At 63.4% G+C, this 12194-nt stretch carries 12 protein-coding genes, 1 other RNA gene and 1 pseudogene; 5 read left to right on the top strand and 9 right to left on the bottom strand.

What is annotated here, in order from left to right:
- Nucleotides 1-60 precede the first annotated feature (60 nt).
- Nucleotides 61-1032 (top strand): NADPH:quinone oxidoreductase family protein, encoded by a 972-nt coding sequence (locus DQW77_RS16400; protein ID WP_113259300.1) that lies wholly within the window; start codon nucleotides 61-63, stop codon nucleotides 1030-1032.
- A gap of 1 nt (nucleotide 1033) precedes the next feature.
- Here DQW77_RS16400 and DQW77_RS16405 read toward each other — a convergent pair whose 3' ends face one another.
- A complete protein-coding gene (locus DQW77_RS16405) occupies nucleotides 1034-1975 on the bottom strand; it encodes a LysR family transcriptional regulator (RefSeq protein WP_181711315.1) in 942 nt (313 codons plus the stop codon).
- A 122-nt stretch (nucleotides 1976-2097) separates the two neighbouring features.
- Between DQW77_RS16405 and DQW77_RS16410 the strand changes: the two genes are divergently transcribed.
- Entirely contained in the window at nucleotides 2098-2307 is a 210-nt protein-coding gene (locus tag DQW77_RS16410) for a DUF1127 domain-containing protein (protein ID WP_113259312.1), read from the top strand.
- 131 nt (nucleotides 2308-2438) lie between these two features.
- Nucleotides 2439-3158 carry a Bax inhibitor-1/YccA family protein gene (locus tag DQW77_RS16415; RefSeq protein ID WP_113259301.1) on the top strand — a complete coding sequence of 240 codons (720 nt, stop codon included), beginning with the start codon at nucleotides 2439-2441 and terminating at the stop codon, nucleotides 3156-3158.
- A gap of 175 nt (nucleotides 3159-3333) precedes the next feature.
- Here DQW77_RS16415 and rpmG read toward each other — a convergent pair whose 3' ends face one another.
- From rpmG to DQW77_RS16450, 7 genes are all read right to left on the bottom strand, one after another.
- Nucleotides 3334-3501: a 50S ribosomal protein L33 gene (rpmG, locus tag DQW77_RS16420; RefSeq protein ID WP_010441901.1), complete on the bottom strand. Its 168-nt coding sequence runs from the start codon at nucleotides 3499-3501 to the stop codon at nucleotides 3334-3336.
- Nucleotides 3502-3615: 114 nt separating this feature from the next.
- An RNA gene (rnpB, locus tag DQW77_RS16425) (RNase P RNA component class A) lies at nucleotides 3616-4039 on the bottom strand.
- Between the two features lie 11 nt (nucleotides 4040-4050).
- Nucleotides 4051-4680, bottom strand: a complete 630-nt coding sequence (locus DQW77_RS16430) for an N-acetylmuramoyl-L-alanine amidase (protein ID WP_404947945.1) — start codon at nucleotides 4678-4680, stop codon at nucleotides 4051-4053.
- A 191-nt stretch (nucleotides 4681-4871) separates the two neighbouring features.
- Nucleotides 4872-5627, bottom strand: coding sequence for a hypothetical protein (locus DQW77_RS16435; RefSeq protein ID WP_113259303.1), 756 nt, complete (start codon nucleotides 5625-5627; stop codon nucleotides 4872-4874).
- Nucleotides 5628-5661: 34 nt separating this feature from the next.
- Entirely contained in the window at nucleotides 5662-7149 is a 1488-nt protein-coding gene (gene gatA, locus DQW77_RS16440) for an Asp-tRNA(Asn)/Glu-tRNA(Gln) amidotransferase subunit GatA (RefSeq protein WP_113259304.1), read from the bottom strand.
- 52 nt (nucleotides 7150-7201) lie between these two features.
- On the bottom strand, nucleotides 7202-7489 hold the full coding sequence (gene gatC / locus DQW77_RS16445; protein ID WP_113259305.1) for an Asp-tRNA(Asn)/Glu-tRNA(Gln) amidotransferase subunit GatC: 288 nt from the start codon (nucleotides 7487-7489) through the stop codon (nucleotides 7202-7204).
- 43 nt (nucleotides 7490-7532) lie between these two features.
- Nucleotides 7533-8195 carry a ceramidase domain-containing protein gene (locus DQW77_RS16450; protein WP_113259306.1) on the bottom strand — a complete coding sequence of 221 codons (663 nt, stop codon included), beginning with the start codon at nucleotides 8193-8195 and terminating at the stop codon, nucleotides 7533-7535.
- 57 nt (nucleotides 8196-8252) lie between these two features.
- Between DQW77_RS16450 and DQW77_RS16455 the strand changes: the two genes are divergently transcribed.
- Nucleotides 8253-8945: a metal-dependent hydrolase gene (locus DQW77_RS16455; RefSeq protein WP_113259307.1), complete on the top strand. Its 693-nt coding sequence runs from the start codon at nucleotides 8253-8255 to the stop codon at nucleotides 8943-8945.
- Between the two features lie 200 nt (nucleotides 8946-9145).
- On the opposite strand, the pseudogene DQW77_RS16460 reads toward DQW77_RS16455, so the two are convergent.
- Nucleotides 9146-9681: pseudogene (locus DQW77_RS16460) on the bottom strand (hypothetical protein); the annotation flags it as partial.
- Nucleotides 9682-9982: 301 nt separating this feature from the next.
- Here DQW77_RS16460 and DQW77_RS16465 point away from each other — a divergent pair.
- The coding region (locus tag DQW77_RS16465; RefSeq protein WP_181711316.1) for a calcium-binding protein at nucleotides 9983-12194 on the top strand (2212 nt) is incomplete at its 3' end.

Genomic DNA, 12194 nt, shown 5'->3' on the forward strand with positions numbered 1-12194 from the left:
ATCGGGGACACAGGATGCTGTCGTCTTTTGTTCCCTCTGACCCTCAGCCGGGAGTTCCCGATGCGCGCGTTCCAGGTCACTTCGTTCCACGCCCTCCCCGGCATCGCGGAACTCCCCGTACCGGAGCCGGCCGCCGGAGAGATCCGGCTCAGAATTCATGCCTGCGGTCTCAACTTCGCCGATCTGCTGATGACGAAGGGCACCTATCAGGAGACACCCGAACCGCCATTCACCCTGGGGATGGAAGTGGCCGGTGTCATTGATGCCTTGGGCCCGGAAACGAAAGGCCCCCCTCCGGGCACCCGCGTGGCCGTGTTCGGGGGCAAGGGCGGGTTGGCCGAAACGGGATGCTTTCCGGCGGACCGAGCGGTGCCGCTACCGGATACCATGACCTTCGAGCAGGCGGCCGCCTTCCAGATCGCCTACGGCACCAGTCACCTGGCGTTGGATCACAAGGCGCGTCTGCGTCCGGACGAAACGCTCCTTGTGCTTGGCGCGGCCGGCGGCGTTGGCCTTACAGCTGTTGAAATCGGCAAGCTGATGGGCGCACGCGTGGTCGCCTGCGCCCGCGGTGCCGACAAGCTCGAGGTGGCGCGCAAGGCTGGTGCCGATCACCTGATCAACGCCGAAACCGACGACATCCGCGCCGAGTGCAAACGCCTTGGCGGCGTCGATGTGGTCTATGATCCCGTGGGCGGGGAACAGTTCACAGCGGCGTTGCGTGCCTGCCGCCCCGAGGGGCGGATCCTGGCGATCGGCTTCGCCAGCGGCGAAGTCCCACAGGTTCCGGCCAATCATCTCCTGGTCAAGAACCTGAGCGTCCTGGGCTTCTACTGGGGGGGCTACCTGGGATTTCGCCCGGAGATCGTGACGAAAAGCCTTTCGCGGCTCCTGGACTGGTTCGAGGACGGAAGGCTGCATCCGCATGTGAGCCATGTGTTGCCGCTGGAGCGTGCCGATGAAGCCCTTGACCTCCTGCGCGCGCGCAAGTCCACCGGCAAGGTCGTGGTCACCACCGGCGCCGGACCCTGATCTACCCTGCTTCTTCCTGCAAGGTGTCGATCGCGGCGGAGGCCGGCGCATCACCCCTGGCCGATGCGGCCGCGGCACTGTCGGAACCGCGCAAGGCGGCGAACCCCTGGCGCACCATGGCCGCCAGATGTGCGACAAGATCATTTCCGGGCGATGCCCCGCCGTAGATGTTGATCCGCTGGCGATCCAGCACCGGCAACCCGTCACCGGCCGGGATCATCTGGAGATGTGGCGGCGCGTGCCCCTCAAGCATGGAGGTGATGGCCAGATCCGCACTGACTGTCGCCTCGATCGTGCGGTCGGACTCCGAATCCACCGCAAGATCCCAATCGATTCCGGCCGCGTCGAGCTTGCGAAGGTCGCCGGGCCGGAACGTGCAGTGACGGCAATACGCCAGTGGCAGCGGGCGCTGTTTCCATGCTGTACCCCCTGGCGCGCCGATCCAGCGCAGCGGCACTTCCGCCAATGTCTCACCGCCGCGGGTCAGTTCGGCTTCCGTTGTCAGGATGAGGTCGATCTCGCCGCGCGCATGCGCCGCCCGCAAGCCCGTCGTGTAGGACGAAATGAGCTGCACCTTGACCCTCGGATAGGCGGCGTTGAACTGCCGGAGGACCCGTGGAATGACCGGATAGACGATGTCATGCGGCACTCCCAGTGTCACCTCCCCCTCGTAGAGCTTGTCGGTCAGGCGACCGACGGCTTCGTCGTTGAGAAGCACCATGCGGCGCGCATAGACCAGGAGCTGTTCTCCGGGGGGCGTCAGGGCCACCCGCCGGCTGCTGCGGTCCAGAAGCTCGATTCCGAGCATCTCTTCGAGCCGTTTGAGCTGCATTGAAACCGCCGATTGCGTCAGGTTCATCGACGCGGCCGCCCGCGTCACGCCCCCATGTTCCGCGACAGCGGCGAACGACCTGAGCGTTGTCATGTCCAGGTTCCGCATCATCACACCCCCTGATGTATCAGGTCATAAATATTCATTTCACAAATGGATCACAAGTTGCCAGATATATCAACAGAAGAAATGCAAACGGCACCCGTGTTCACAGAATGGAAAGGAAGCTCGGAATGACCAGCCTGACCGAGAATCGTATTCGCCATCACGCCATTCCAAAGCGGCGTTTCAGCCCGCTCGCGTGGGTCGCCCTCGCACGGCAGCGGCGGGCGCTCAGGTCTCTCGATGATCGGGCGCTCGCGGATATCGGGGTGACCCGGGACGCGGCCCGGATCGAAGGACAGCGCGCATTCTGGGACGTGCCGAACAACTGGCGTGACTGACCGCTTTTCGGGCATCGCCGGAATTCGCACCAATCGGGGCGTGAAAACCTTGAAATGCGGAATGTCCTGACCGATATTGTCACCAAAGGCCCCGCCCCGGGGCTGGCCATGCTCATTATCGGAGGAAACAGATGGCAGAGTTTGACACAATCCGGACGTCGGCAGGAGCCCGTACCGCCCAGATTGATCAGGGTCTTCGCACCCATATGAACAAGGTCTACGGCACCATGTCCGTGGGCATGATCATCACATTCCTCGCGGCGTGGGCAGTCGGCAACAATGCCACCATGATGAACACGCTGTTCACCGGGTTCACCCGGTATATCGTCATGTTTGCCCCCCTGATCATGGTTTTCGCCTTCAGCGCCATGATCAACAAGCTCTCCGCCGCGGCGGCGCAGTTGTTCTTCTACACCTTCGCCGCAGTCATGGGGGTGTCCATCAGCTACATCTTCGTGGTGTTCACCGATTTCTCGATCGCGCAGGTCTTTCTGATCACGGCCATTTCCTTTGCCGGCCTGAGCCTGTGGGGTTACACCACCAAGAAGGACATCTCCGGCTGGGGATCGTTCCTGATCATGGGCGTGATCGGCCTCATCGTCGCCTCGATCGTCAACATCTTCATCGGAAGCCCGGCGATCATGTTCGCGATCTCGGTGCTCGGTGTGCTGATTTTCGCGGGCCTCACCGCCTATGACACGCAGGACATCAAGAACGAATATCTGGCCCACGCACACCACGGCGACAGCGAGTGGCTGGGCAAGTCCGCGATCATGGGCGCCCTGCGTCTCTACCTGGACTTCATCAACATGTTCATCATGCTGCTGAGCCTGATGGGCGGGCGCGAATAACCGATCCCTCCAGATCGAACAGCGGGGGCCGGTCCTGTGGACCGGCCCCTTTTCTGTTGACCATCGATCATGCAGGGCACCGCCGCCGCGCCCGATCCACCCTGAAACCGCACGCGAATGCAAAAAGCCGCCCCCGAAGGCGCGGCTTTCCATGAAATCGCCTTAAAGGCGGATCCTACTTGATCTTGCCTTCCTTGTACTCGACATGCTTGCGCGCAACCGGGTCGTATTTGCGGATGGTCATCTTTTCCGTCATCGTCCGCGCATTCTTCTTGGTCACGTAGAAATGGCCCGTCCCGGCGGTCGAGTTCAGGCGGATCTTGATTGTGGTGGGCTTCGCCATGTTCCGTCTCCTGCGCCGAGGCACCAGAGGCGCCCCGTGAAAATCCCTTGAAGCCTGCCTTTTAACGGGCTTCACGGCCGAGTCAACCGCGTTTTCGGCACGCGGGCAGGCCGGTTGCGCGGAAGGCCTGTAAGCCGGATTCTGTCCTCCCGGCCCGAAGGCCGGGATGGATGACCATTCCTCTGGACGCCCCCGTTGCCGGAGCGCCTCGAGCTGCCAACCCGGACCGCCGGGCCAAGACAAGCCTGCGAGCGGTATCCCGGACCGTGATCCGGGACCGGCCCCGCGCGCGGTCCCTATTCGGCATTGCTCCCGGTGGGGCTTGCCGTGCCGGTCCTGTTACCAGTCCCGCGGTGGGCTCTTACCCCACCGTTTCACCTTTACCCCCGGCCCTTGCCGGGCCTGTGGGGAAGTCTCTTTTCTGTGGCGCTTTCCCTCGGGTTGCCCCGGCCGGGCGTTACCCGGCACCGTCGTCTCGTGGAGTCCGGACTTTCCTCGGGCGGTCCTTTCGGGCACCCGCGGTCATCCGGCCTTCCGCGCCCGACATACCTAGGTGGCCGGCCCGGTGTGGTCAACGCCGAACCGCCGCGCCAGGTCATCGGCAAGGGCCGCATCGACGGCATCCGCCGGCCCCGAGGCCCAGGGCCGGAACCGCAAGCGAAACGCCATCAGCAGCGCCTCGGCATCCACGTCGCACGGATACCCGAAAGCGCGGGCGCTGTCGGCAAACCCGGCCGGGTCCGCAATCCGGCGGCTCACCTCCGGACCGGGCCAAACCGAAAGCCCGCGCAGCGCAAGCGCCCGCCAGTCAAACCGCTCCCCCGGATCAGACTTGCGCACCGGGGCCATGTCGGAATGCGCGATCACCCCCTCCGGCGGAATGCGCCAGCGTGTCATGATGTCCTGCATCAGCACCTCGAGCCGCAGCATCTGCGGCCATGCGAACGGGTGCCGGCCGGAGTTGACCAGTTCGATACCGATCGAACGGGAGTTCACGTCGCCACGTCCACGCCACTCTCCGGCACCCGCGTGCCACGCCCGCATATCCTCGGAAACCAGTTGCCATGTCCTGCCGGTTTCCCCGATCACGTAATGTGCCGACACCCCGGCATCCGGATCGCGGAGCCGCGCCAGCGCCGCCTCGGCACTTTCCATTGCGGTGTGGTGCAGAACGATCAGGCCGGGATCATACCCGTCGCGGCGTTCGGTGAAATTCGGAGAGGCGAGCCATTCGGGCGCGGTCACGACGGGCCTATAGCGTGTTGCATTTGATCGGGAACGGGCCGGAGACTGGCACGCGTCCGTCCACATGGGCACGGACCGTACCCGCCTTTGGGCGGGCGGGTGACTCCGATCCGGCGCAACGCACTCTATCCGCTCACTGCCTTGCGAAACGGGTCCGGATCCCAGCCGCAGGCGAATCCGTCTCCGTCCGGATCAAGGCCCATGCGGTCACGTTCCGGACCACCCCGCTCCAGAAAGGCGATCTGCGCAAGATCGGCCGAGGCATAGCGCGCGCAATTGCGACGGAAACGCTTTTCCTTGTTGAACCCGACACGGCGATAGATCTGCGTGCCCTTCGGGTGCTGCGTCCTCAACGCGTATTGCACGATGTTGGGGCCGGTGCCGCCGGGGCGCTTCGGCAGCGCCTCGGGGTCGATCACCTTGTAGAGTTCTCGATTGCGCGCAATCAGTTCGGCATCGTTCTCGATCGAGCGACGGTCGTCCACCGCCTCGAAATCGTTCTCGTCGGAAATTCCCGGGTTATCAAGAAGCTCGGGCGCGGCATTGTCCGGGTCGGCATGCAGGACGGGTTCACCGGAATTGGCCGCGCGCTCGGCAGCCGCATCGGCATCCTGCGCCCCGGTTTCACCAATCGCAGCCATGGCCTGCGCGGCGACGTCATCCCTGTCGGAACCGTCATCTGCATCGGACCCGTTGATTCCGTCAGCAGCCGCCATGCCGGCGCCGGCCGGCTCCAGCGGTTGCGCGGTCACCGGCGCCGGAGCGGGAAGCGGTGCGCCGGTTCCGGCATCATCCAGCCCGCCGCCCGCACCACTCTCGGGAAGCGACGGAGAACAGGCCACGAGGCCCGCAAAGACCATGCCACATAGATAGATACGCATCTGCTTTTCCTGCCACGTTCTGTTTTGGTGGATTTTACCACCATTTGTCGGGCTTGGCCACAAAGCCCGCCGCCCGCTCCAGCGCATGCGCGGTGTTCAGCAGATCGCCCTCTTCCCAGGGCCTGCCGATCAGCTGAAGCCCCAGTGGCAGGCCCTGCGCATCCAGTCCCGCGGGCACGCTGATCCCGGGCAGCCCGGCAAGATTGACGGTCACCGTGAAGACATCGTTGAGATACATCTGCACCGGGTCGTCGGTATGCATCCCCAGGGGGAACGCCGCCGACGGGGTGGCGGGCGTCAGGATCGCGTCCACGCCATCCGCGAAGACCTGTTCGAAATCGCGCTTGATCAGCGTCCGTACCTTGCGGGCACGATTGTAGTAAGCATCGTAGAATCCCGCGCTCAGCACATAGGTTCCCACCATGACGCGGCGTTTGACCTCGTCCCCGAAACCCTCGGCGCGGGTCTTTTCGTACATCTCCGTTATCCCGTCGCCCTGTTCCAGGTGCGCCCGGTGACCATAGCGCACCCCGTCATACCGGGCCAGGTTCGATGACGCCTCCGCGGGGGCGATCACGTAATAGGCCGGCAGCGCATATCTGGTGTGTGGCAGCGAGATGTCGCGGATTTCCGCGCCCGCGTCCCTGAGCATCGCGGTGCCGTCGGCCCAAAGCGTCTCGATCTCCGCGGGCATCCCCTCCATCCGGTATTCGCGCGGAATGCCGATAACCTTGCCACGGATGTCTCCCGTCAACAAAGCCTCGAAATCCGGCACCGGCAGATCGGCCGAGGTCGAATCCTTCGGATCGTGCCCGCACATCGCCCCGAGCATGATCGCGGCGTCGCGCACCGACTTGGTCATCGGGCCGGCCTGGTCCAGCGACGAGGCGAAGGCCACGATCCCCCATCGCGAACAGCGTCCGTAGGTGGGTTTGAGGCCGGTTATGCCGGTGAACGCCGCGGGTTGACGGATCGACCCGCCTGTATCCGTACCGGTGGCGGCAAGGCACAGATCCGCCGCGACGGCACTGGCCGATCCGCCGGAGGAACCGCCGGGAGTAAGGGGCGTGTCATCCCCGCTGCGCCGCCACGGATTGACGGCATTCCCGTAGACCGATGTCTCGTTGCTGCTGCCCATGGCAAACTCGTCCATGTTGAGCTTGCCCAGCATGACCGCGCCATCGTCGAACAGATTCCGCGTCACTGTTGATTCGTATTCCGGACGAAACCCTTCGAGGATCCTGCTTCCCGCCTGACCGGGCACGCCGCGCGTGCAGAAAAGATCCTTGATACCAAGGGGAACGCCGCACATCGCCGGGGTCTCTTCGCCGCCCTGCAGACGCGCATCGGCGGCCTTTGCCTGCTCAATTGCAAGATCGGAACTGTCGTGGACGAAGGCACCAAGCGCCTGCGCGGCGGTGGCCTGCTTCAGACAGGTCTGGGTCAGTTCCACGCTCGTCACTTTTCCCGCGCGCAACAAGTCGCGGGCTTCGGCGATGGTGAGGGTGTTCAGGTCGGTCATCACTGGTTTCCATTCCTGGTGGCGGACATCTCCGCCCCGCGGCGCGTCTCGTTCATTCCACGACCTTGGGCACCGCGAAGAAGCCTTCGCGCGCATCGGGCGCATTGGACAACACACGCTCGGGCATCTGCCCGTCGGTCACCACGTCCTCGCGTCGCTTCAGGCGCATGGGCGTGACGCTTGTCATCGGATCCACACCGTCCACATCGACCTCGCTCAGCTGTTCGATGAAACCGAGGATGGCGTTGAATTCATCCGCGAGAGCGGGCAGCGCCTCATCCTCCACGCGGATACGTGCCAGAGCGGCCACACGTGCGGCTGTTTCAAGGTCAATCGACATGGGCAGGGGCCTTCTCGATATGTGTTCGGGTCACCGCCCGCGTTTAGCGCCGGCGCGCGCGGCGCGCAAGCATGTGACGGCGGTAGACCTCGATCATCCAGCCCAGCATGAGAGCATTGAGCAGATGCCAGCCGAAATGAGTGCCCCCCGGCAGAGCGGCACAGAGAGGCTCATCCATGCTGCGCAGGGTCACCGAGACGAACAGCAGCCCGGCGCCGATCGCGAGGCCGCGGGCCGTGGCAGGCGCACGTTGGCGCAAGTACAGGGCGAAACCGGCGATCAGAACCAGCACCGGAAGATACCCGGCCGAAACGCCGAGAACGGGCAGCAACCGGAACACCGGCACGAGCGCCGCGGCGACTGGCAGGAAGATCACGACAAGCCCGAGGCTCCGGCGCCAGGGAAGGTTCAGGTAATGTCGCGCGGACGCGAACAGGTAAAGCAGGACGAACCCGAGAATCGGCGCGGTATCCGCCAGCGCCGCCCAGACCCGCGCATGGGTGTGGAACAGGAAGCTGCCGATACCTATCAGGGCCAGCAGGGCCACCATTGCCCACCCCAGAGGCAGACGGCAGTTACGCAGCCGCACGGCCATCACCACCGCGGCCAGCAGAAAGGCCCCGTTGGTCAGCGCATTCACCGGCTCGGCCCAAAAGCCCGGACCCGTCCGCTCGCAATAGGCATCCACAAAATCGAACCAGTCCAACGGGCTTTCCTCATGCCGGGGATTTGTTAGGGTACCGGAAAAGGTAGGGAGGTTCGCATGAAAATCACATGGCTAGGCCACGCATCCTTCAGGATCGAGATCGCAGGACAGGTTCTTCTGGTGGATCCGTGGCTCGACGGCAACCCCATGCTGGACCCCGACCAGCATCAGGCCGCGACCCGCGGCGCCACGCATATCCTGCTGACGCACGCGCATTTCGATCATGTCAGCGACGTGCTGTCGCTTGCGCGCCAGCACGGGATCCCCGTTGTCGGTCAGTTCGACCTCATGGCGCATTGGGAAGAACACGAAAAGATCGAGACGGTCGGATTCAACAAGGGCGGCACCGTCGATCTTGACGGCCTCAAGGTGACGATGGTTCACGCCACCCACTCCACCAGCTTCGGGTCCGCCGACGGCCCGAAGGTTCCCGGCACCGAATGCGGTTTCATGATCGCGGGAGAGGGCCATGTGATCTATTTGTCAGGCGACACCGACGTGATGGCCGACATGAAAGTGTTCCACGACCTGCATGAACCCGATATCGGCATTCTCTGTGCCGGCGGGCATTTCACCATGGACATGCGGCGCGCGGCCTACGCGGCCAGAACCTTCTTCGATTTCAAGACCGTGATACCCTGCCATTACAAGACCTTCCCGATTCTCGAACAATCGGCAGAGGAACTGGTGAAGGCCCTGCCCGGCGTCAACGTGACCGAACCTGAGGTTATGACACCGATAACGATCTGAAGGGCGGCAGATCCCGGACACCGGCATCTGCGGAACAAACATGCCAGCACTGCCGCGGCGGCGCCACCGGGGATGTGTTCGCGCCGGGCCAGAGACTGTCGGAGGCAATCGGAAACGATCCGCAGACGGGCACACCGCCGCCCGTGGCGGGCGGGAAATTCCGTTCCGGCGCAACTTGACTTCGTGTCCCGCTGACGTGATGCCACGCGGACGATGTCGGCGGTGCCGAGGGCCGAGGAGCGGCTCATGAGGGCGATGTGGATGTGGATGTCGGCGGTCTGGCGGTCGGGGCCTCTCGCGGCGATGCGCTCGTCGAAGGCTTTCAGGCAGCGCATCTTCGCCTCGATCCGGCCGCAGTCGTGGTATCCCGTCCAGCGCTTCCAGAAAGCCCTCCCATAGTATCGCGCCGCGCGCAGGGTTTCGTTACGGGCGCGTGCCGCCGCGGCTGGGGGTGAATTTCACCGACCGAATGTCGGATGTGGCCGGGTCCATGGGCAGATGCACCTTGCGCCGTTCGCCATTGTCGCTCGGATCAATGGCGCGACATGGCTCACCGGCGGCCCTGCCACCCCGTGCTTGCGCGCCTGCCATTCGCCATCGCCGAGGACCTTGATCGACAGGCAGAACTGGATGGCGGCATCGAAAAACGCCGCTGGCCATCCGCACCACCCGTCACGCGGCGCGCGCCGGGTCATGTCCTTGTCGACCCGGATCAGCAGCACCCCCGGTTGCGCAGCCATGCGTTGTAGCTGGACCAGTTCGTCGCGCGGTAGCGCGGGGACGGTTAGCCCATAGACGCCGTGTAACGGCATGGATTCGCAAAGTGAATCCTCCAAAGACCGAGTTCTGCAACAACGCCGGATTGTGGGCAAATTAGGGCAGGACTCATTTTGTCACATTCCCAGGACATCTTTTGAATTCCGCAAGAAATTGAACCGAAGGCTGACGCATTTTCAAGTCAGCGACCAAAGCCGGAGACCTTCGGCCCCTAATCCCTCCCGTCAGGACTGCAACTGGTTTTGATGAAGGAATGCGAAATGGGGATCGTCGAGGTCTTTGATCAGACGGATGAAAACACGGGCACAGCTGTCACGGAAGACATGTTCGGCCTCAATGCGCTTTTTACGGTGACCTCACCTGACGAGGCGCAACTACTTGACAGGTATCAGGACCTCGGCACCACGAACTTGCGGTATCCCGGCGGGTCGGTCACCGAATGGTATTTCGACATCTCGGATATCAGCGGCGGCAGCCACGAACAATCAACCGGGACGTTTCAGGGCAACTCCCAGACGCTTGTACCGTTCACCGAATTCTTGGAACACGCCGCGAGTCTGGGCACCGACGTCACCCTCGTGGTTCCCACGATCAGCGGCTTCACCCAATCGGCCGGCGAGGCCCTGCTTGCCGGCACATACGGCGAGCGGATCATCGATGCGGACCACCTCGAACACGTCGCCGAGTTCAGCAAGGCCGCTGTCGAAACCGCGCAAGCGAAAGGCGTGAAGATCGACGCGCTTGAAATCGGCAACGAGTTCTGGGGCTCGGGACAGATGACCGCGGCCGAGTATGGCAAGCTCGCGGCGGCGATGTCACAGGTGATGTCGGACACCTTTGCCGATATGGGCATTCCCCCGGCTGCGCAGCCCGATATCGTGGTCCAGACCACCAGTTCAGCGGGGACGTTTTCGCCGAGCCGCGATTCGACGCTGTACGTCGAAGAGGCGACCGGGTTTGTCCACACACCCCATAAAGTGAGCCATATGGACGAGGCGTCCGCCGCCGGCCTCACGGCCGTCACGGTGGCCTCCCAGGACAAGTCCCGCCCGCAGGTGCACGAAATGATCGACGCCTTCGACGAGGACTCCGTCACCGTGGAGGGGACGGACGGGCAGCTTGTGGATTTCAACCTGCGCGACGCGGCGAATGCGCTCGACGGGGTGGTGGAGCATTACTACCTCGATGGCGGCTTCGATGCCGTGAACACCGGAGAGCAGTTCGGGTTCAACCAGCTCGAATTATGGAATATCGCGCTGGAGAGCCGTGATGCCACGCAACCTGTCCTCGATTTCTACATCACGGAGTGGAACACCCGCAAGAACGGCGACATCGAGCAGGCCAACAACCGTGGCCTCCAGCAAGTGTCGATGGCGACGGAAATCCTCTATGAAATGGTCACCCACAATGTCACCGCGGCCCATTTCTGGCCGGCGATCTTCAACTACAGCAACTCCGGAACGCTGATATTCAAAACGGCAGAGTCCCTGACCCTCGCCGGAGAAGGCTTCGCCCTGATGAGCGAGAGCCTGCCAGGTCTGACCCCCGTGCTGGATTTCAGCGTGGCGGGGGATTTCGCCGTTCACGGCTATGGCAATACCGACAGGCAGGTGTTGCTTTTCTCCGAGCGCAGCGGTGCCGAGAACCGCCTGGAGCTGGACCTGAGCGCCGCGATCACGCTCGAGGCGGATTACTATCGCGTTTCGTGGACCGAGCTTTGGGATGGCGGCGCGGGCGGCACCGATCAAATGGCCGAGCCGGTCATCAGCACGACCGAGGTGTCAGGTTTGCTGACCGCCGACGCCTTCGAAGAGTTTCTTCTGACGCTGCAGTCATGGTCGGTGCTGCGCCTCGACATCGAGGGCGTCGATGCCGCAGAGGCGGGCGCGGTCCCCCCAGGAAACTCGAGCGGACCGGGGCTGGTTGAGTCCGACGCCAACGCGATCAAAAGCTCCCCGGCACACTCGGGTACCGATGGGGATGACCTGTTCAGGATTGACAGTAAAGATGACACGATCTTGAACGCTGGGGAGGGTATCGACACCGTCGAGAGCTCCGTGAACTTCACGCTGCGGAGACATTCCGCCGGTGATGACCTTGAAAACCTTGTATTCGTCGGAGACGCGGATCTTGTCGGCACTGGAAACCCACTCGACAACACGCTGGTCGGAAATGCAGGACACAACCACCTGAGTGGCGTCTGGGGCAATGATACAATCCATGGAAATGCGGGGAACGACACGCTCATGGGGGTCGCCGGGTCGGACTTTCTGTACGGCGGCGATGACAATGATGTTCTCTGGGGCGAGGATGGCGATGACATGCTATGGGGCGGGGCCGGCGACGACACCCTTTCGGGCGGTGCCGGCGATGATCTTCTGGATGGGGGGGCGGGATGGGATACCGCCTTTCTTTCCGGCAAACAGTCGAGCCATACGCTGACGCTGAGCCCGACGGGAACCACGATCACGG

Source organism: Roseovarius sp. TE539, from assembly GCF_003298505.1.
Classification (GTDB): domain Bacteria; phylum Pseudomonadota; class Alphaproteobacteria; order Rhodobacterales; family Rhodobacteraceae; genus Roseovarius.

Excerpts from the sequence above, each read along its gene's own strand:
- DQW77_RS16415 (WP_113259301.1), top strand. The coding sequence starts at position 2,439 with ATGGCAGAGTTTGACACAATCCGGACGTCGGCAGGAGCCCGTACCGCC.
- DQW77_RS16435 (WP_113259303.1), bottom strand. The coding sequence starts at position 5,627 with ATGCGTATCTATCTATGTGGCATGGTCTTTGCGGGCCTCGTGGCCTGT.
- DQW77_RS16410 (WP_113259312.1), top strand. The coding sequence starts at position 2,098 with ATGACCAGCCTGACCGAGAATCGTATTCGCCATCACGCCATTCCAAAG.
- gatA (WP_113259304.1), bottom strand. The coding sequence starts at position 7,149 with ATGACCGACCTGAACACCCTCACCATCGCCGAAGCCCGCGACTTGTTG.
- DQW77_RS16400 (WP_113259300.1), top strand. The coding sequence starts at position 61 with ATGCGCGCGTTCCAGGTCACTTCGTTCCACGCCCTCCCCGGCATCGCG.
- DQW77_RS16405 (WP_181711315.1), bottom strand. The coding sequence starts at position 1,975 with ATGATGCGGAACCTGGACATGACAACGCTCAGGTCGTTCGCCGCTGTC.
- rpmG (WP_010441901.1), bottom strand. The coding sequence starts at position 3,501 with ATGGCGAAGCCCACCACAATCAAGATCCGCCTGAACTCGACCGCCGGG.
- DQW77_RS16455 (WP_113259307.1), top strand. The coding sequence starts at position 8,253 with ATGAAAATCACATGGCTAGGCCACGCATCCTTCAGGATCGAGATCGCA.
- gatC (WP_113259305.1), bottom strand. The coding sequence starts at position 7,489 with ATGTCGATTGACCTTGAAACAGCCGCACGTGTGGCCGCTCTGGCACGT.